We start from the raw sequence: 17,416 nt of genomic DNA on the forward strand, positions 1-17,416 counted from the left end.
CGAGTCAGCGCGGCTCGCGGCCCTGCCAGCATGGGTCCACCAGTACAACCACCATCGGCCCCACTCAGCGGTCGGGAAGCTGCCACCCATCACCAGGTTGAACAACCTGGCTGGGCATCACACCTAGGCACGCGGCGGCGAGCGCGGTGAACGAGAGCCCCAGCAGACAGCGGGTGCGCACCGAGGTGTTCACCGTCAGACGTGCCGCCTCGTCGACGGAGGCCCGTAGTTCAGAACCGGGGTCCATGTGCTCCCAGAGCGCGGTGCGGACGGCGCGCTCGCGGTCCCTGTGAGCCCGGCTGGTCAACATCCATTCGACGGCAGGCCCGACGACGAGGACGGCGAACGCGACGATCACGATGGTGCCGAGCTGGTCCGTTCCCAGCAGGACGACGACCGCCCCGCCGAAGCTGCCGATCGCCCACAGCAGCAGGAGGACCAGCAGCCACGGTGCGCCGGCCTTCCGCGTCATGGAGGCAGCGTAGGAACCACCAAGCTGAGCTGCAGCTTCCGTTCGGTCAGAAGGGGAACGTCCGCTTGGTGTGCTGGACGCTCACCCAGTGGTCGGTGGTGAACTCGTCGATCGCCCACTCGCCACCGAACCGGCCCAGACCCGAGTCCTTCTCGCCGCCGAAGGCGGTGTTGTTCTCGTCGTTGAGCGGTGAGTCGTTGACGTGCGTCATGCCGGCCTCGACGCGCAGCGCGAACTGCACCCCGCGCAGGGCGTCCTCGGTGAACACCGCGCTGGACAGGCCGTACTCGGTGTCGTTGGCGATCGCCAGGGCGTCGTCCTCGTCCCGGGCGCGGATGATCGTCACGACCGGGCCGAACATCTCCTGGCGGGCGCTGGTCACCGAGTTGTCGCCGAGCAGCACGTGCGGCGGGAGCACCGAGCCGATCGGGCCGGTCGGGTCGCCGCCGAGCAGCTGCTGAGCGCCGTCCGAGAGCGAGTCCGCGATCTTCTCCTGGATGCCCTCGAGCTGGCTGCTGTTGATGATCGGCCCGATCACCGTGTCCGACTCCCTCGGGTCGCCGGCCTTCAGCCCCCGGGCGCGCTCGACGAAGCGCTCGACGAACTCGTCGTGCACGGACGCGTCCACCACGATCCGGTTGGTGATCATGCAGACCTGGCCCTGGTGGAAGAACTTGCCGAAGATGGCGGCGTCCACGGCGTAGCCGAGGTCGGCGTCGTCCAGCACCACGAGCGGACCGTTGCCGCCGAGCTCCAGGGAGAGCTTCTTCAGCCCGGCCTTCTCCGCGATGCCCTTGCCCACCGGCGTCGAGCCGGTGAACGAGACCACCCGCGGCGTCGGGTGGCTGACGATCGCGTCGCCGATGTCGCTGCCGGAGCCGATGACCACCGAGAGCAGCCCCTCGGGCAGGCCCGCCTCCTCGTAGACCTTGGCCAGCAGCAGCCCGCCGGTCACCGGGGTGTCGCCGGCCGGCTTGAGGACGACGGCGTTGCCCAGCGCCAGGGCGGGCGCGACGGAGCGGTTGGACAGGTGCATGGGCACGTTCCACGGGCTGATCACCGCGACGACCCCGACGGGACGGCGGTAGACGCGGCTCTCCTTGCCCTCGATGTCCGCGGGCAGGATCCGTCCCTCCACCCGGTACGGGTAGGACGACGCCTCGTGGAAGTCCCGAACGGTGATCGCGTACTCGAACTCGGCGGCCGGGGCGGCGGCGCCCGACTCGCGGATGTGCCAGTCGACGATCTCGTCCTTGCGCTCCTCCATGATCCGGGCCGCCCGGCGCATCACCTCGGCGCGCTCGCTCGGCAGCCGTGCCGCCCAGTCCCGCTGTGCCTCCTTGGCGGTCGCGTAGGCCTCGTCGAGGTCCTCGGCGTTCGCCAGCGGAATCTCGGTCAGCGTCTCGCCGGTGTAGGGGTCGGTGTCGGTGGCGGTCTTCCCCGCCCGCCCGGCGCGCCAGGTGCCCGCGATCGGCATCCGGTCGAAACCGTCGTAGTGGGCTGGTGCGGAGGTCTCGGAAGCCATGGACGGGGCCCTACCCGGTCGTCCACGACGGACACGCGGCGATCGCACCCCACGCTGCCGCCGGTCAGTCGCGCGGCGGTCCCGGCGGGTCGGCCAGCCACCGCCGGCCGGCGCGGACCGACCGCAGCCTGTCGGCCAGGATCACGCCGCACCCGGCAACCAGCAGCACCGTCCCGGGTACCGAGGTGCCGAGGTCCTCCCAGGACGTGCGGGCCAGCTGGGGCGCGAGGAGGAGCGGGAAGACCGCGATCCAGATCCACCCGCGCGCCATCTCCCGCGCCTGGCGGTCGGCGGGCACCCGGCGCCCCTGGCCAGGGTCGACGTGGTGCACGACGGCGTACTCCGAGAGCAGGCGTGCCGCCCGTCGACGGCGCACAGCCGCGCTACGCGAGAGCAGCCAGCAGAGGAGCCCCACGCACAGCCCGACGCCCGCAGCCGTCACCCACGCGCCCGCCGACCAGCCGGCGGGGTCGAACCCGAGCAGGACGACCCCGCCGAGCAAGGGCGGTAGGGCAAGCGCCGTGACGCGCAGCTCTTCCCGGGCGCGCTCGGCGACCTCCGCGGTGGCGTCGTCGCCGATCTCCCTGGTCGGAGCGCGTGTGCCGTCGGTCACGCGCGCAGGCTAGGGCACCGAAGGCGGGAGGAACGGGGTTCGTCCCCACCTAGACTCCCTGCGTGTCCCGGCAGCCGATGATCGCGCCCAGCCTGCTCTCCGCCGACTTCGCGCACCTGGCCGACGAGGTCGCCCGGGTCGCCGACGCGGACTGGCTGCACGTCGACGTGATGGACGCGCACTTCGTCCCGAACCTGACCCTGGGCCTGCCGGTCGCCCAGGCGATCCAGGCGGTCAGCCCGGTACCCCTGGACTGCCACCTCATGATCGAGAACCCGGAGCGCTGGGCGCCGGGCTACGCCGAGATGGGCGCCCGCAACGTCACCGTGCACGCCGAGGCCTGCACCGACCCGCGGGCCGTCGCCCGAGACCTGCGCGCCGCCGGTGCGCTGGCCGGCCTGGCCATCAAGCCGGGCACGCCGCTGGAGGACTACCTCGACGTCCTGCCCGACTTCGACACCCTGCTGGTCATGAGCGTCGAGCCGGGATTCGGCGGTCAGTCGTTCATCGCCGACGTGCTGCCCAAGGCGCGCAAGGCCCGCGAACTCGTGGACGCCGGGCACCTGACCCTGCTGGTGGAGATCGACGGCGGCATCAACGCCGACACCATCGAGCAGGCCGCGGAGGCCGGCGTCGACATGTTCGTCGCGGGCTCCGCCGTCTACGGCGCCGACGACCCCGCGAAGGCCATCGCCGCCCTGCGCGCGCAGGCCGCCGCAGCGATGTCCGGATGACCGTCAGCGACGCCGAGCTGCGCGCCATGGCCCGTGCCCGAGAACTGGGCGCGACCGTCCTGGGCACCACGACGCCCAACCCGGCCGTCGGCGCCGTCGTCCTCGCGGCCGACGGCATTGTCGCCGGAGAGGGCGCCACGCAGCCGCCCGGCGGTCCGCACGCCGAGGTGCAGGCGCTGGCAGCAGCGGGGGAGCGGGCGCGCGGCGGCACCGCCGTCGTCACCCTGGAGCCGTGCGCGCACACCGGCCGCACCGGTCCGTGCGCCGACGCCCTGATCGCCGCCGGGGTGGCCCGCGTCGTCGTCGCCGTCCCCGAGCCCACGTCGCTGGCCGGCGGGGGAGCGGACCGGCTGCGCGCCGCCGGCATCGACGTGGCGGTCGGCGTCGAGCAGGCCGAGGCCGAGACCGGTTCGCTGGCGCCCTGGCTCACGGGGGTGCGCGAACACCGCCCGCAGGTGGTCTGGAAGGTCGCCGCCACGCTGGACGGCCGCGTTGCGGCCGCCGACGGGAGCAGCCGCTGGATCACGGGCGAGCAGGGCCGGGCAGCGGTCCACCGGCTCCGGGCGACCTGCGACGCCGTCGTCGTCGGTTCCGGGACGGCGGTGACCGACGACCCCCGGCTCACCGTGCGCGACGCGGACGGCCGGGACGCCGCCCGGCAGCCGCTGCGGGTCGTCGTCGACCGGCGGGACCGGCTGCCGGAGAGCGCCCGCGTGCGGGACGACGCGGCGCCCACGCTGGTCAGCCACGCGGCCGATCCGGCGGCGCTCCTGGCCGAGCTCTTCGACCGCGACGTCCGCCGGGTGCTGCTGGAGGGCGGCCCCACCCTGGCCGCCGCGTTCCTCCGCGCCGGCCTGGTGGACGAGGCCGTGGTGCACCTGGCGCCGAAGCTCCTGGGCGCCGGCCCCGCCCTGGTGGGTGACCTGGGAATCACTTCGATCGCCGACGCGCTCTCCTGGGAGACGGTGGACGTCCTCCTCCTGGGTGGGGACGTGCAGGTCCGCCTGCGGCCCACCCGGCACACTGGGGGACGACAATCCGTCCGGAGAGGGAGCTGAGATGTTCACCGGCATCGTCGAAGAGGTGGGCACGCTCGTCGTCCGCGAGGACCAGACGGACGCGGCACGGCTCGAGATCCGCGCGACCCGGGTGCTCCAGGACGTCGCCCTCGGCGACTCCATCGCGGTCGACGGCGTGTGCCTGACCGTCACCTCCGTGCAGGACGGCGTCTGGAGCACCGACGTCATGGCCGAGACGCTGCGCCGCAGCAGCCTGGGCAAGGCGGAGAAGGGCAGCCGGGTCAACCTCGAGCGCGCCGTCACCCCGCACACCCGCCTCGGCGGTCACCTCATGCAGGGCCACGTCGACGGCGTCGGCACGGTCCTCGACCGCACGCCCAGCACCCACTGGGAGGTCGTGCGCATCGGCCTGCCGACCGGCCTGGCGCAGTACGTCGTCGAGAAGGGCTCCATCGCCGTCGACGGCGTCTCGCTGACCGTCAGCGCGGTCAGCGCCGCCACCCACCCCGAGCCCTGGTTCGAGGTCAGCCTCATCCCCACCACCCTCCGCGAGACCACGCTGGGAACGCGCGCCCCGGGGGACCCCGTCAACCTGGAGGTCGACGTGATCGCCAAGTACGTCGAGCGCCTGCTGGAGGCACGTCGGTGACCGCACCTGTGACCCGTCTGGACAGCATCGAGACCGCGATCGCCGCGATCAAGGACGGCCGCCCGGTCGTCGTGATCGACGACGAGGACCGCGAGAACGAGGGCGACCTCATCTTCGCCTCCGAGCTGGCCACCCCCGAGCTCGTGGCCTTCATGGTCCGCTACACCTCGGGCTACATCTGCGTCGCCGTCACCGAGGGCGACGCCGACCGGCTGGACCTGCCGCCCATGCACCGGGTGAACCAGGACCGCCTCGGCACGGCCTACACCGTCACCGTCGACGCCCGCGAGGGCGTCACGACCGGCATCTCGGCCTCGGACCGGGCGACGACGATCCGGACGCTGGCCGGCGAGGACACGACCTCGCGCGACCTCTCCCGACCGGGGCACATCGTCCCGCTGCGGGCCAAGGACGGCGGGGTGCTGCGCCGGCCCGGGCACACCGAGGCGGCGGTCGACCTCGCCGTGCTCGCCGGTCTGCGCCCGTCCGGGACGCTGTGCGAGATCGTCAGCGAGAAGGACCCGACCGGCATGGCCCGCGGCGAGGAGCTGCGCGTCTTCGCCGACGAGCACGACCTCGTCATGGTGTCCATCGCCGACCTGATCGCCTACCGCAAGCGCTTCGACAAGCTGGTGGAGCGGGTCGCCGAGGCCGTCGTCCCGCTGACCCCGGGCACCTTCACCGCCGTCGGATACCAGAGCTCCTACGACGAGCGCGAGCACGTGGCGTTCGTCTACGGCGACATCGGCGACGGCGAGGACGTGCTCGTCCGCGTCCACTCCGAGTGCCTCACCGGCGACGTCTTCGGCTCGCTGCGCTGCGACTGCGGCCCGCAGCTGCAGGCCGCGCTGGCCGCCGTGGCCGAGGAGGGCCGCGGGGTGGTGCTCTACATCCGCGGGCACGAGGGCCGCGGGATCGGCCTGCTGCACAAGCTGCAGGCCTACCAGCTGCAGGACCTCGGCGCCGACACCGTCGACGCCAACCTGGACCTGGGGCTGCCGGCCGACGCCCGTGACTACGGCACCGGTGCGCAGATCCTGGTCGACCTGGGCATCCACACCATGCGGCTCCTGACCAACAACCCGGCCAAGCGCGCCGGGCTGGAGGGCTACGGCCTCAAGGTGCTCGGCCGGGTCTCGCTGCCCAGCCACGTCACCTCGCAGAACCTGGGCTACCTGCGCACCAAGCGCGACCGCATGGGCCACCTGCTCGACATCATCGAGCCCGGGCCGGCCGGCGAGCCGCCGCACGCCGACCCGATCCCGGAGAACGTCCCCCTGCGCGTCGACGAGCAGCCCTCATGAGCGGCTCCGGAGCGCCTGTGGTGCAGCCGGTGGACGCCGTCGGTCTGACGCTGGGCATCGTCGTCACCACCTGGCACGCCGAGCTCACCGACAGCCTGCTGGCCCGCGCCCTGGAGGCCGCCCGCGCCAGCGGGGTCGCCGAGCCCACCGTGGTGCGCGCGCCGGGTGCCGTCGAGTTGCCGGTCGTCGCCCAGGCGCTGGCCGAGCGGCACGACGCCGTCGTCGCGCTCGGGGTCGTCATCCGTGGCGGCACGCCGCACTTCGAGTACGTGTGCGACGCAGTGACCGCCGGTCTCACCCGCGTCGCACTGGACGCCTCACGGCCGGTCGGGAACGGCGTCCTCACCTGCGACACCGAGGACCAGGCGCGCGACCGCGCGGGCCTGCCGGGCTCGGCCGAGGACAAGGGCTGGGAGGCCGCCATCGCCGCGCTGACCACCGCGCTGACCCTGCGCGACCTGCGTGGACCGCAGCGCAGCACCGGGTTCAGCGCCATCCCCGCCGGAGGCCGGTCGTGAAGACGTTCGACGCGCTGTTCGCCGAGCTCTCGGCCAAGGTCGCCGAGGGCGACGCCGCCTCGGGCACCGTCACCGCCGTCCGGGACGGCGTGCACGCCGCGGGCAAGAAGGTCGTCGAGGAGGCGGCCGAGTCGTGGATGGCCGCCGAGCACGAGGGGGAGGAGCGGACGGCGGAGGAGATCAGCCAGCTCCTCTATCGGGTGCAGGTGCTCATGCTCGCCCGGGGTCTGACCCTGGACGACGTCTACGCTCACCTCTGAAGAAGCAGAAGGACCCCGTCCTCCTCACCCCTCGCACGCTCGGGGCGAGCCTCTGGACGGGGCCTCGTCGTGCCCGACCGTCGAAGGAGCTCACCAGAGTGCTGCGCATCGCCGTGCCCAACAAGGGCGTCCTGAGCGAGCCGGCCGCGGAGATGCTGACCGAGAGCGGTTACCGCCAGCGGCGCAGCACGAAGGACCTCGTGGTCTTCGACCCCGACAACGACACGGAGTTCTTCTACCTCCGGCCGCGGGACATCGCCGTCTACGTCGCCGCGGGCACCCTGGACGTCGGCATCACCGGCCGGGACATGCTGCTGGAGACCGCGCCGCGCGACGGGGAGGGCCCGGCCGCGGTCGAGGTCATGCCGCTGGGCTTCGGGCGGTCCTCCTTCCGCTTCGCCTCCCCGGTGGGCTCGGGCATCGAGCAGGTCGACCAGCTGGCCGGCAAGCGGATCGCCACCGCCTACCCGGTGCTCCTGCAGCGGCACCTCGAGGAGTCCGGCATCAAGGCCGACGTCGTCAAGCTGGACGGTGCCGTCGAGACCGCCTGCCGGCTGGGTGTCGCCGACGCCGTCTGCGACGTGGTCGAGACCGGGACGACGCTGCGCGCGGCCGGGCTGCACATCATCGGCGAGCCCGTGCTGGCCAGCGAGGCCATCCTGGTGGGGCGCGAGGGTGCCGAGGAGATCCCGGCGGTGGCCCAGCTGCGGCGCCGGCTCCAGGGGGTCCTGGTCGCCCGGCAGTACGTGATGCTGGACTACGACTGCCCGGACGAGATCCTGGCCCGGGCCACCGCGATCACGCCCGGCATCGAGGGCCCCACGGTCAGCCCCCTGCAGCGGGCCGGCTGGTCGGCGGTGCGCGCGATGGTCCGGCGCAGCCAGACCAACCAGATCATGGACGAGCTGTACGAGCTGGGGGCCCGGGCCATCCTGGTCACCAGCATCCACGCCTCGCGGCTCTGAACCGGAAACTTCCGGGCGTCCTCGCGCGTCTGACAGACATGCCTCGACTCCTCCCGCTGCTCCTGGTGGCCGCCGCCCTCACCCTCGCCGGCTGCGGTTCGGCCGACGAGGAGGGGACAGCGGCGGCGCCGACCACCGACACGACCCCGGACCAGGCGGAGGGGGTCGAGGGGACCGACGGAGCCGCGGCGGGGGGCGGGATCACCCAGGCCGACAACGACCTGCAGGTCGAGATCGACCTCGGCGACGGCGCCGCCCCGGAGACCTGGACGCTGACCTGCGTCGGGTTCGTCGAGGGCAGCCACCCCACGGCGGAGGCCGCGTGCGAGCACCTGAAGGGGATGGAGGACCCGTTCGCCCCGCTGCCGACCGACGTGATGTGCAGCCAGCAGTACGGCGGCCCGGAGACCGCTCGCGTGGTCGGCCGCTGGGGCGGTGAGCCGGTGGACCTGGAACTGTCCCGCGTGAACGGGTGCCGCATCGACCAGTGGAACTCGCTGGTCCCCCTGGTGCCCGCGCCCGCGAGCTGACCCCCGTCAGCGCACCCGCGTGGTGACTCTGGTCAGCGCACCCGGCTGACCCCGGTCAGCGCGTCCGCGTGGTGCGCTCCACCAGGTCGATCGCCGTGCACAGCCCCAGCGCCGTGGCCCGGTTCCCCGTCGAACCCGGCGCGAGCAGCGCGTCGACGGTCGGGGCCAGCGGCCGCTCCCCGACCAGGGCGTGCAGCACCGCGGCGTACTCGCCGCTGACCCGGCCGGCCGCGGCGTGCCGCAGTAGGGCGCGGGAGAGCTCGGTGGTGCGGCAGGCGGCCAGCGCGGTGACGCCGGCGGCGAACCGCGGGGCGGCGGGATGGCCGAGCAGCACCAGCCCGGCGACGGTGCCGGCCATGACGTCGTCCCCGGCCGGGGTCAGGCCGGGGCCCAGGCCGATCAGCCGGCTCGCGGTGCGCAGTGCGGCGTCGAGGTCGGCGCGCCGGACGGCGCCGCGCAGCGCCGCCAGCGGACCACCGGGACCGGTGGGCAGCCCGGGCAGCTCGAAGGCGCTGTGCGGGACGCCCTCCCCGTAGAGCGTGCTGCGGAGCTGGCGCACGCCCTCCGGGAGCAGCGCGGGCCGGGCGCTGGGCAGTCGCGGACGCGGGTCCCACCACGCCGCGGCGCTGACCGCGAGGTGCCCGACGACGACGCGGCCACCGCCCACCTCGGCCGTGGCCGTCGGGGGCACCAGCGGTCGACCGGTGCTCGGGCGGAACAGCACGCATCCGAGGGGCAGGCGTGCCGCGTCGCTGGTGAGGACGCCGACGACGTCGCCGTCCCGCTCGCCGGGCACGTGCAGGTACACCCCGGTGGGCGTGCTCGCGATCACCTGGGCGCGGCGGACCGGTCCGCGCAGCAGCGCGGCCACGCCGGTGCTGGCCGCGGCCGGCACGGCGGTGACCTGCCGGGGCGTGCTGCCGGCGCGCGCGGCGGCAGCCGAGCTCCGGGGGAGGGGGATCGTCCCCAGGGCGACGTGCGCGGCACGGCCACGCGCCGTGGCCGCCTGCGAGCGGCCGTCCTGATCCGTGGTCTGGTCGATCGTTCGCATGGCGGCCCTTCGCCGGTGGGGCGACGGAGGGGCGATGAGCCCCCGTCCGGGTTCTGCTCGGGATCCGGACGCAGAGGGGCAGGTGCCGCCGGTCGGGCGGTGACGGCCTAGCATCGCTGCGAGCGGGTTGAGCGGAGTTCGAACCTATGCGGCGCGTCGCACGCCCTCTTATGGCGGAACTCGCCAAGAATGGATGGCGGCGTCCGGGGAGTCCTGACAGGTTCTCCGGGCGGGACGGTCTCGTTGGCCACTAGAAGGGGACGCGTCGTGACGCACGGTGACACGTCGATGGCGTCGCCCACTCAGCGTGACGGAACGGGTCCGTTTCGTAGAAATTGGGCCGTCGAGGAACCGTCGCGGATCGACTCAGCCCGGGCCGATCGTGGAAGCTGGCAGGAGCGCATGGGACTGACCGTCGAGGACGCGATGGACCTGCCCGGGCTGGCGGGCACCACGGTCGCCGCAGGCGCGAGCGGGCTGGGTCGCTCGGTCCGGCACATGGTGATCGACAGGCCGGCCGACCCGCTCGCCGGCGCGGGGCCCGACGTGCTCGTCGTCCTCGGCGCGCGCCTCCCACCCGCCGATCCGGCCAACTGTCGGGCGCTCGTGGAGCGGTTGGACTCGATGGGGACGGCCGCGCTGGCGTTCCGGCGCACGGAGGGGCCCGCACCGGTCCCGGCGGAGGTGCTGGCCGAGGCCGATCGCCGGGGACTGCCCGTGCTCGCGCTGCCGTCCACCGTCCGACTGGACGAGGTCGTCTCCGAGGTGCTCGGCGCCGTCGTCACCAAGCAGGGCCAGGCCCTCGCGCTGAACTCGCGCATGGACGACCAGTTCATGGAGGTCGCCCTGACCGGCGGCGGCCTGGCGGAGGTCACCCAGCGGCTCGCCGTGATGCTCGACGGGGCGGCCGTCCTGGGCCTGGGCTCCGACCGCGAGGTGGTCACCAGCGCCGGCCCCCGGGACGACGTCGCCGAGATCAGCGACTGGCTGTGGCTCCTGGACGCCGCCGCCGACGACGCGCTGGCGGAGCTGACCCCGTCGCGACGGCTGGCCGGTGTGCGCGCCGACCGCACGGCGGTGACCCCGGCCGACGTGCTGGCCGACGCGGACCTCTCACCGGCCGACGGCATCCTGCTGGTGCCCGGGCACCACCAGCTTCCCGGCGGGGTGGGCGAGTACGCCGTCGCGCCGATCATGGCCGGCGACCAGCGGCACGGCTGGCTGGTCGCGGTGCACCGGACCGGCGCGATGATGGTCGGCGCGGGCGGCGTGCTGGAGCGGGCGGCGGTGATCGCCGCGCTGTCGGTGATCCGCCTGCAGGCCGTGCACTCGGTGGAGCTGCGCTTCCAGGGCGACCTGGTCCGCCGGCTCGTGGGCGGCTCGGTCGGGCACACCGAGCGCACGCTGGCCTACACGCGGTCCTTCGGCTGGCGGCTGGACGGGCCGGTCGCCGTGCTGGTCACCGCGACCGAGACCGTCGCCGACGCCGCCGGCGATCCCACCCGGGCGCTGGACGTCCTCGACCGGCTGGCCGACGGCTGGCGGTCGGCGCTGGAGGCCGAGGTGGCCGGCGCGGCCGTCGCGGGGCTGGCCACCGAGATCGTCACGCTCCTGCCGCTGGACGGCCGCACCCCCGACGAGGTGTCCTCGCTCGTCACCGCCGTCAGCTCGCGGGTCAACGGCCGCCTGCGCCGGCTGGGCCGCGTGCTGGGCACCGGCATCGGCCGGCCGGCCGGCTCGCTCTCCGAGCTGGCCGAGGCGCACCGCCAGGCGCAGCGGGCCCTCGGCGTCGGGCAGGAGATCCAGGGCGGGTCGTCGGTCACCCACTTCGACCAGCTCGGGGTGTTCCGGCTGCTCTCGCTGATCCCCGACAGCACCGAGCTGCGGTCCTACGTCGACGAGGTGCTCGGTCCGCTGGCCGATGCGACCGACGCCGACTCGGCCGACCTCCGCGAGACCCTGCTGGTGCTGCTGGAGACCAACCTCAACGTCGCGGAGTCCGCGCGCCGGCTGCACTTCCACTACAACACGATGCGGTACCGGATCGGCAAGCTCGAGCGCATGCTCGGCCCGTTCACCAGCGACCCCACGCTGCGCCTGAACCTGCTGCTGGCCCTGCACGCCGCCCGGATGAGCGGGCTGGACCAGCCGCATCGCCCGCCGCTGGAGGCGGGCATGGCGCCGTCGCCGGACGAGGGACTGGACTCGCTGCTCTAGGTGTACTGCCCCGCAGCGTTGTTGATGCGGCTGATGGGTGAGCGGCCGCCGATGCCGAGGTGTGGCCGGTTCAGGTTGTAGTGGTCACGTTGTAGTGGTTGAGCCAGGTGGGCAAGAGGGCGGCACGGTCGTCGTTGCTGGCGAAGATCCGGGAGTAGGCCCACTCGGCGCCCAGGGTGCGGTTGAAGCGTTCGACCTTGCCGTTGGTCCAGGGGCAGTGCGGGCGGATGAACTCCTGCCGGGCTCCGATCGTGGCTGCGGCGGCGGCGAAGTCCCGGGAGATCCGGTAGTTCTTGGCGTTGTCGGTGATGACCCGCTCGATGGTGATGCCGTGGCTGGCGTAGAAGGCCGCGGCGCCGGTGAGGAAGCCGGCGCAGGTGGCGCCCTTCTCGTCGTCGAGGATCTCGGCGTAGGCAAGCCGGGAGTGGTCATCGACGGCGGCGTGGACGTAGTCATAGTCCAGCCCGCGGGCGCTGCCGGGCCGGGTGCCGCGGCCGTGGGCGCGCCAGCCGCCGCCGCCGGGGATGCGGCCGAGCTTCTTCACATCGACGTGCACCAGGGCGCCGGGCCGGTCGTGTTCGTAGCGGTTGGCGCTGCGGCGGGTGGCGCGGATGACCTGTCCGGTCACCGGGTCGCAGGCGGCCAGTGGCGGAGTGTGGTGGCGGGCGAGGACCCGCCCGACGGTGGAGGCCGGCACCCCCGGGTGCGCGCCGATGGCCACCGGGCCGCGGCGGGACAGGTGCCGGCTGATCCGGATCCGTGTCTCGGTGCACGCTGGGGGCTTGGCAGGGTGGGCTCGGGCGACGCTGGACCGGTCGACCAGCCCGGCTGGGCCCTCAGCCTGCCAGCGCTTCCACCACTTCCACGCGGTGGTTGCCGAGCGCCCATCTCGGCGGCCACGTGCGCCGGTGAGCGGCCGATCGCGATCCGCTGGACCATGGTCAGCCGGCCTGCTGGAGTCAGCCGGGCATTAGCGTGAGACACGAGCGACCTCCGGGGTCGGGATGGATGCCGTCAGACAGCTCCACACCAGACCCGGAGGTCGCTCCTACGTCAACAACGGTCTTGGTCAGTACACCTAGGCCGGGCCCGCCAGCCAGGCGTCGATGCCGGTGAGCAGCCGGCGCTGGACCGGCGGGGGCGCGAAGGACGACGTCACCGACGCGCGGGCGAGGTCGGCGAGCTCCTGGTCGTCCCAGCCGTGCACGTCCCGGACCGCGGCGTACTCGGCCGGGAGCGACCACCCGGTCTCCGCGGGGGCGTCGGTGGACAGGGTGACCGCCAGCCCGGCGGCGCGCAGTGCGGGCAGCGGGTGCTCGCGGAGCGACGGCACGAGCCCGAGCGCGACGTTCGAGGAGGGGCACACCTCCAGCGCGATCTGCCGGTCGCGGAGTTCGGCGACGAGGCCGGGGTCCTCCAGCGCCCGGATGCCGTGCCCGATGCGTTCGGCGCGGCCGGTGGTGAGCGCCTCCCGGATGCTGCCCGCGCCCGCGGTCTCGCCGGCGTGGTGAACCAGGTGCAGTCCGGCATCCGCGGCGCGGGCCACGCGCGCCGCGAAGGGCGCCAGCGCGTGCTCTTCGTGCCCGGCGAAGCCGACCCCGACGACGCCGCGGTCGCGGTACCGCCCGGCCAGCTCGACGGTCCGCGCGAAGCGCTCCACGGAGCGGCGGCGCGGGTGGTCCAGGAGCACCTGCACCTCGAGCCCGGTCGCAGCGCATCCGGCCGCGAGCCCCTCGAGCACCGCGGCCAGCGGCATCTCCGGATCGCCGAGCCGCTCACCGTGGCTCGCCGCGGTGAAGGTGACCTCCGCGTAGCGGACCCCCTCGGCGTGCTGGTCGGCGCAGAACTCCCGGGCCACGCGAAGGAAGTCCTCGGGCCGGCGCAGGCAGTCCCGCACCGCGCCGTTCACCTCGGCGAACGCGGCGAACCCGGCGTAGGACGCCGTCCGGGGAGGGAGGACGACGCCGTGGTCGTCGGCCAGCTCGCGAGCGGTACCCGGGCGCACGGTGCTCTCCAGGTGGACGTGCAGGTGCGCCGTGGGGAGGGCGGAGAGGTCACGCACCGGCGCAGCGTACGGGCGGGTGCGGCGCGCGGGGTGGGCTGCTCCAGGGCAGGCTGCGGGGGAGCGCGGCACGGTGCGGCGCGGAGGAGGAACCCACATGAGCGAGCCGGCCCGTCCGCTGCAGGGAAAGGTCGCCCTGGTCACCGGCGCGTCGTCGGGCATCGGCGCGGCGACGGCGGAGGCGCTCGCCGCGGCGGGCGCCGCGGTGGCGATCGGGGCCCGGCGCCGGGACCGCCTGGACGAACTCGCCGGCCGGCTGCGCGGGGACGGCGCCACGGTGCTCCAGCTCGACCTCGACGTCACCGACGAGCAGGCGTGCGCCGACGCGGTCGCCCGCACCCGGGCCGAGCTGGGCGGGCTCGACGTCCTGGTGAACAACGCCGGCGTCATGCTGCTGGGCACGATCGTCGGCGCGGACCCCGAGGACTGGCGCCGGATGATGTCGACCAACGTCCTGGGCCTGATGTACATGACCCACGCCGCGATCGAGGGCATGGTGGAGCAGGGCTCCGGCGACGTCGTCAACATCTCCAGCGTCGCCGGCCGGGTGGCCCGCAAGGGCGCCGGCGTCTACAACGCGAGCAAGTGGGCGGTGAACGCCTTCAGCGAGTCGCTGCGCCAGGAGGTGACCGGTCGTGGGGTGCGGATCGGGCTGGTCGAGCCGGGCGCGGTGACCACCGAGCTGACCGACCACATCACCCAGCCGGCGGCCAAGGAGGCGTCCCGGAAGGCGCACGCGTCCATGACGGCGCTGACGGCCGACGACATCGCCCGCGCCGTGGTCTACATGGTCAGCCAGCCCGCGCACGTCGCCGTCAACGAGATGCTGGTCCGCCCGACCGACCAGGAGCGCTGACACCGCAGCGCCGTCCTCCCTCACCGCAGCGCGTCCTCCCTCGCGGTGGGCGGTGAGGGAGGACGCGCCATGATCAGGTCACCTGATCCCGGCGCGGGATGCCGGCGCGGGATGCCGGGCTCAGGGGGATGCGGGCTCAGTCGTGGAAGACCTCGATGGCGGCGCCGATCTCGACCAGTCGCTCGTAGAGGTGCTCGTAGCCGCGGGCGATGATGTCGACGTTGCGGAGCACCGAGGTGCCCTTGGCCGCGAGCATCGCCAGCAGGATGCACACCGCGGGGCGCAGCGCCGGCGGGCAGACCACCTCGGCGCTCGACCAGTGCGTCGGGCCGTCGACGAGCACCCGGTGCGGGTCCAGCAGCCGGACGTCGGCGCCCAGCCGGGTGAGGTCGGAGAGATGGATCGCCCGGTTGTCGTAGACCCAGTCGTGGATCATCGTCGCCCCCTCCGCCTGCGCGGCGATGACCGCGAAGAACGGCAGGTTGTCGATGTTCAGGCCCGGGAACGGCATCGGGTGGATCTTGTCGATCGGCGCCCGAAGCCGCGAGGGGTGGATGGTGATGTCGGCCAGCCGGGTGTGCCCGTTGTCGGCCAGGTACTCCGGGGAGACCTCGTAGCGCAGGCCCATCTCGGCCAGCACGGCCAGCTCGATCTCCAGGAACTCCACCGGCGCCCGGCACACCGTGAGCTCGGAGCCGGTGACGATGCCGGCGGTCAGCAGGCTCATCGCCTCCACCGGGTCCTCGCTGATCGTGTAGTCGACGTCGGCGTCCAGCACCGGCTGCCCGTGGACGGTCAGCGTCGTCGTCCCGAGGCCCTCGATCCCCACCCCGAGCAGCTGGAGGTACAGGACCAGGTCCTGGACCATGTAATTCGAGCTGGCGTTGCGGATGGTGGTCGTGCCCTCGGCGCGGGCCGCGGCCAGCAGGGCGTTCTCGGTGACGGTGTCGCCGCGCTCGGTCAGCACGATGGTGCGCTCGGTGGCACCGGTCGGCGTGACCGTCGCGTGGTACTCACCGGCCCGCGCCTCGATCTCCAGGCCGAAGGGGCGCAGGGCGATCATGTGCGGCTGCACGGTCCGGGTGCCCAGGTCGCACCCGCCGGCGTAGGGCAGCTCGAACACCGGCGCCCGGTGCAGCAGCGGGCCCAGGAACATGATGATGCTGCGGGTGCGCCGGGCCGCGTCGGCGTCGATGCCGGCCAGGTCGATCCGGTCGGGCACCATCAGCGTGAGGTCGTGCCCGGCCTCGTCCCAGGTCGCGGAGACGCCGATGGAGCGCAGCACGTCCAGGAGCCGCTCCACCTCGACGATGCGGGCCACGTTGCGCAGCGTCGTCCGGCCGCGGTTGAGCAGGGCGGCGCAGAGCAGCGCGACGGCGGCGTTCTTCGACGACTTCACCTCCACGCTGCCGCTGAGCAGCCGTCCGCCGGTGACGCGCAGGTGCGTGGGCCCCACCGGTCCGACGCGGATCAGCTCGCTCTCCAGGGCGGCGGAGAGCCGGCCGAGGAGCTCGAGGGTGAGGTTCTGGTTGCCCTGCTCGATGCGGGCCACGGCGCTCTGGCTGGTGCCCAGGCGCTCGGCGAGCTGTTGCTGGGTCAGACCTCGGTGCCGCCGGGCGTCGCGGACCAGCGCACCGATCCGGCGCATCGCGGTGTCAGGTGGGAGCTCGGTCAGCGTCACCCCTGCACGTTATCTCGTGTGTGAGATATCAGCGGTCGCGCCGTGCCGGGGTTCCCCACAAAGGAGTGCGGTCCAGGATGGGCCCATGGACGTTCTGGTCACCGGCGGCACCGGCCGCCTCGGAGGGCACCTGGTCCCGCGGCTGCGCGACGCGGGCCATGCGGTCCGGCAGATGTCGCGGCGCGGAACCGGGCCGGGTGGGGTGCGGGGCGACCTCGCCACGGGGTTCGACCTCCGCACCGCGCTGGCCGGCGCCGAGGTCGTGGTCCACACCGCCAGCGACCCTCGCGGGGACCCGTGGCAGGTCGACGTCGCCGGTACCCGGCGGCTGGTCGAGGCGGTGGACAGGGACCGGCTGCGGCACCTCGTGTACGTCTCGATCGTGGGCGTCGACCGCATCCCGTTCGGCTACTACCGGGCGAAGTTCGCCGCCGAGCAGGTGCTGCTCGCCTCCGGCCTCCCGGTCACCCTGCTGCGGGTCACCCAGTTCCACGACTTCGTCGACGAGCTCCTGAGCGCGGCGCGGCGCGGTCCGGTCCTGCCCGTGCCGATGGGCTGGCGGGTGCAGCCGGTCGACGTCGTTGAGGTTGCCGGGCACCTCGTGGACGTCGTCGCCGGTCCGCCGGCCGGGGCAGTGGTGGAGTACGGCGGTCCGGAAGACCTGACCGTCGCCGAGCTGGCGCGCGCGTGGGCCGGCGCCCGAGCGCCCGGGGCGCACGTGGTGGCCACGCCGGTGCCCGGCCGGATGAGTTCCGCGGTCCGGGACGGCGCGGCGCTCCCCGGCGGTGGCGCCCGGGGCCGACGCAGTTACGCCGAGCACCTGCGGGCCTAGATGTCGCGACCACGGACGTTGTTGACAGTCGGCGTGGTGGCTTGATCACGAAGGAGACCTCCGGAAGGAGTGGCGATGTCTGACGTCGCTTTTCCCAACCGGAGGTCTCCGTGGCCCACGCTAACGCC

Annotated in this window: 18 protein-coding genes and 1 pseudogene; 12 read left to right on the top strand and 7 right to left on the bottom strand. The window is 73.8% G+C overall.

The genetic code is table 11. The features are described from left to right. Positions 1–127, top strand: a 127-nt coding sequence (locus RM425_RS21115) for an integrase core domain-containing protein (protein WP_311346822.1), incomplete at its 5' end; no start/stop codon positions are given. Here RM425_RS21115 and RM425_RS21120 read toward each other — a convergent pair. From RM425_RS21120 to RM425_RS21130, 3 genes are all read right to left on the bottom strand, one after another. Beyond that, the gene (locus RM425_RS21120; RefSeq protein WP_311347206.1) at positions 65–472 is read right to left on the bottom strand and encodes a hypothetical protein; all 408 of its coding nucleotides are present in this window, start codon (positions 470–472) and stop codon (positions 65–67) included. The two genes, RM425_RS21115 and RM425_RS21120, sit on opposite strands and share 63 nt — an antisense overlap. 46 nt (positions 473–518) lie before the next feature. Continuing rightward, a complete protein-coding gene (locus RM425_RS21125) occupies positions 519–1,997 on the bottom strand; it encodes an aldehyde dehydrogenase family protein (protein ID WP_311347207.1) in 1,479 nt (492 codons plus the stop codon). A 64-nt stretch (positions 1,998–2,061) separates the two neighbouring features. After that, complete coding sequence (locus tag RM425_RS21130) at positions 2,062–2,610, bottom strand: hypothetical protein (protein WP_311347208.1); 549 nt, start codon at positions 2,608–2,610, stop codon at positions 2,062–2,064. 62 nt (positions 2,611–2,672) lie between these two features. Between RM425_RS21130 and rpe the strand changes: the two genes are divergently transcribed. The 8 genes from rpe to RM425_RS21170 all read left to right on the top strand — a co-directional run bounded on the left by rpe (position 2,673) and on the right by RM425_RS21170 (position 8,589). Next, positions 2,673–3,344, top strand: a complete 672-nt coding sequence (gene rpe / locus RM425_RS21135; RefSeq protein ID WP_311347209.1) for a ribulose-phosphate 3-epimerase — start codon at positions 2,673–2,675, stop codon at positions 3,342–3,344. Next, positions 3,341–4,402: a bifunctional diaminohydroxyphosphoribosylaminopyrimidine deaminase/5-amino-6-(5-phosphoribosylamino)uracil reductase RibD gene (gene ribD, locus RM425_RS21140; protein WP_311347210.1), complete on the top strand. Its 1,062-nt coding sequence runs from the start codon at positions 3,341–3,343 to the stop codon at positions 4,400–4,402. The genes rpe and ribD overlap by 4 nt, the downstream gene beginning before the upstream one ends. A gap of 1 nt (position 4,403) precedes the next feature. Continuing rightward, positions 4,404–5,012, top strand: coding sequence for a riboflavin synthase (locus RM425_RS21145; RefSeq protein WP_311347211.1), 609 nt, complete (start codon positions 4,404–4,406; stop codon positions 5,010–5,012). Beyond that, complete coding sequence (locus RM425_RS21150; RefSeq protein ID WP_311347212.1) at positions 5,009–6,316, top strand: bifunctional 3,4-dihydroxy-2-butanone-4-phosphate synthase/GTP cyclohydrolase II; 1,308 nt, start codon at positions 5,009–5,011, stop codon at positions 6,314–6,316. Before RM425_RS21145 ends, RM425_RS21150 begins: the two co-directional genes overlap by 4 nt. Next, on the top strand, positions 6,313–6,834 hold the full coding sequence (gene ribH, locus RM425_RS21155) for a 6,7-dimethyl-8-ribityllumazine synthase (RefSeq protein ID WP_311347213.1): 522 nt from the start codon (positions 6,313–6,315) through the stop codon (positions 6,832–6,834). Before RM425_RS21150 ends, ribH begins: the two co-directional genes overlap by 4 nt. Further along, entirely contained in the window at positions 6,831–7,094 is a 264-nt protein-coding gene (locus RM425_RS21160; RefSeq protein WP_311347214.1) for a phosphoribosyl-ATP diphosphatase, read from the top strand. Before ribH ends, RM425_RS21160 begins: the two co-directional genes overlap by 4 nt. Before the next feature lie 98 nt (positions 7,095–7,192). Next, positions 7,193–8,059 (top strand): ATP phosphoribosyltransferase, encoded by an 867-nt coding sequence (gene hisG, locus RM425_RS21165; protein WP_311347215.1) that lies wholly within the window; start codon positions 7,193–7,195, stop codon positions 8,057–8,059. A gap of 38 nt (positions 8,060–8,097) precedes the next feature. Then, on the top strand, positions 8,098–8,589 hold the full coding sequence (locus RM425_RS21170; protein WP_311347216.1) for an SSI family serine proteinase inhibitor: 492 nt from the start codon (positions 8,098–8,100) through the stop codon (positions 8,587–8,589). A gap of 55 nt (positions 8,590–8,644) precedes the next feature. On the opposite strand, the gene RM425_RS21175 is transcribed toward RM425_RS21170, so the two are convergent. Further along, positions 8,645–9,640, bottom strand: a complete 996-nt coding sequence (locus RM425_RS21175) for a DUF2877 domain-containing protein (RefSeq protein ID WP_311347217.1) — start codon at positions 9,638–9,640, stop codon at positions 8,645–8,647. 402 nt (positions 9,641–10,042) lie between these two features. Between RM425_RS21175 and RM425_RS21180 the strand changes: the two genes are divergently transcribed. Next, positions 10,043–11,857, top strand: a complete 1,815-nt coding sequence (locus RM425_RS21180; protein WP_311347218.1) for a PucR family transcriptional regulator — start codon at positions 10,043–10,045, stop codon at positions 11,855–11,857. Here the strand turns inward: RM425_RS21180 and RM425_RS21185 are convergent. Both RM425_RS21185 and add read right to left on the bottom strand, forming a co-directional pair. Next, a pseudogene (locus RM425_RS21185) lies at positions 11,854–12,841 on the bottom strand (IS481 family transposase). The gene RM425_RS21180 and the pseudogene RM425_RS21185 overlap by 4 nt on opposite strands. Positions 12,842–12,935: 94 nt before the next feature. Further along, positions 12,936–13,919 (bottom strand): adenosine deaminase, encoded by a 984-nt coding sequence (gene add, locus RM425_RS21190; RefSeq protein ID WP_311347219.1) that lies wholly within the window; start codon positions 13,917–13,919, stop codon positions 12,936–12,938. A 97-nt stretch (positions 13,920–14,016) separates the two neighbouring features. On the opposite strand from add, the gene RM425_RS21195 reads away from it, so the two are divergent. After that, positions 14,017–14,775: an SDR family NAD(P)-dependent oxidoreductase gene (locus RM425_RS21195; protein WP_311347220.1), complete on the top strand. Its 759-nt coding sequence runs from the start codon at positions 14,017–14,019 to the stop codon at positions 14,773–14,775. A gap of 136 nt (positions 14,776–14,911) precedes the next feature. Here the strand turns inward: RM425_RS21195 and RM425_RS21200 are convergent, their stop codons facing one another. Then, complete coding sequence (locus RM425_RS21200) at positions 14,912–16,456, bottom strand: helix-turn-helix domain-containing protein (RefSeq protein ID WP_311347221.1); 1,545 nt, start codon at positions 16,454–16,456, stop codon at positions 14,912–14,914. An 85-nt stretch (positions 16,457–16,541) separates the two neighbouring features. Between RM425_RS21200 and RM425_RS21205 the strand changes: the two genes are divergently transcribed. Further along, the gene (locus RM425_RS21205; RefSeq protein WP_311347222.1) at positions 16,542–17,288 is read left to right on the top strand and encodes an SDR family oxidoreductase; all 747 of its coding nucleotides are present in this window, start codon (positions 16,542–16,544) and stop codon (positions 17,286–17,288) included. Positions 17,289–17,416 lie beyond the last annotated feature (128 nt).

Source organism: Blastococcus goldschmidtiae (assembly GCF_031845325.1).
Classification (GTDB): Bacteria; Actinomycetota; Actinomycetes; order Mycobacteriales; family Geodermatophilaceae; genus Blastococcus; species Blastococcus goldschmidtiae.

Bases quoted from the DNA above. Each gene is read 5' to 3' on its own strand.
- RM425_RS21120 (WP_311347206.1), bottom strand. From the start codon at position 472: ATGACGCGGAAGGCCGGCGCACCGTGGCTGCTGGTCCTCCTGCTGCTG.
- RM425_RS21125 (WP_311347207.1), bottom strand. From the start codon at position 1,997: ATGGCTTCCGAGACCTCCGCACCAGCCCACTACGACGGTTTCGACCGG.
- ribD (WP_311347210.1), top strand. From the start codon at position 3,341: ATGACCGTCAGCGACGCCGAGCTGCGCGCCATGGCCCGTGCCCGAGAA.
- RM425_RS21145 (WP_311347211.1), top strand. From the start codon at position 4,404: ATGTTCACCGGCATCGTCGAAGAGGTGGGCACGCTCGTCGTCCGCGAG.
- ribH (WP_311347213.1), top strand. From the start codon at position 6,313: ATGAGCGGCTCCGGAGCGCCTGTGGTGCAGCCGGTGGACGCCGTCGGT.
- RM425_RS21170 (WP_311347216.1), top strand. From the start codon at position 8,098: ATGCCTCGACTCCTCCCGCTGCTCCTGGTGGCCGCCGCCCTCACCCTC.
- RM425_RS21175 (WP_311347217.1), bottom strand. From the start codon at position 9,640: ATGCGAACGATCGACCAGACCACGGATCAGGACGGCCGCTCGCAGGCG.
- RM425_RS21180 (WP_311347218.1), top strand. From the start codon at position 10,043: ATGGGACTGACCGTCGAGGACGCGATGGACCTGCCCGGGCTGGCGGGC.
- RM425_RS21195 (WP_311347220.1), top strand. From the start codon at position 14,017: ATGAGCGAGCCGGCCCGTCCGCTGCAGGGAAAGGTCGCCCTGGTCACC.
- RM425_RS21205 (WP_311347222.1), top strand. From the start codon at position 16,542: ATGGACGTTCTGGTCACCGGCGGCACCGGCCGCCTCGGAGGGCACCTG.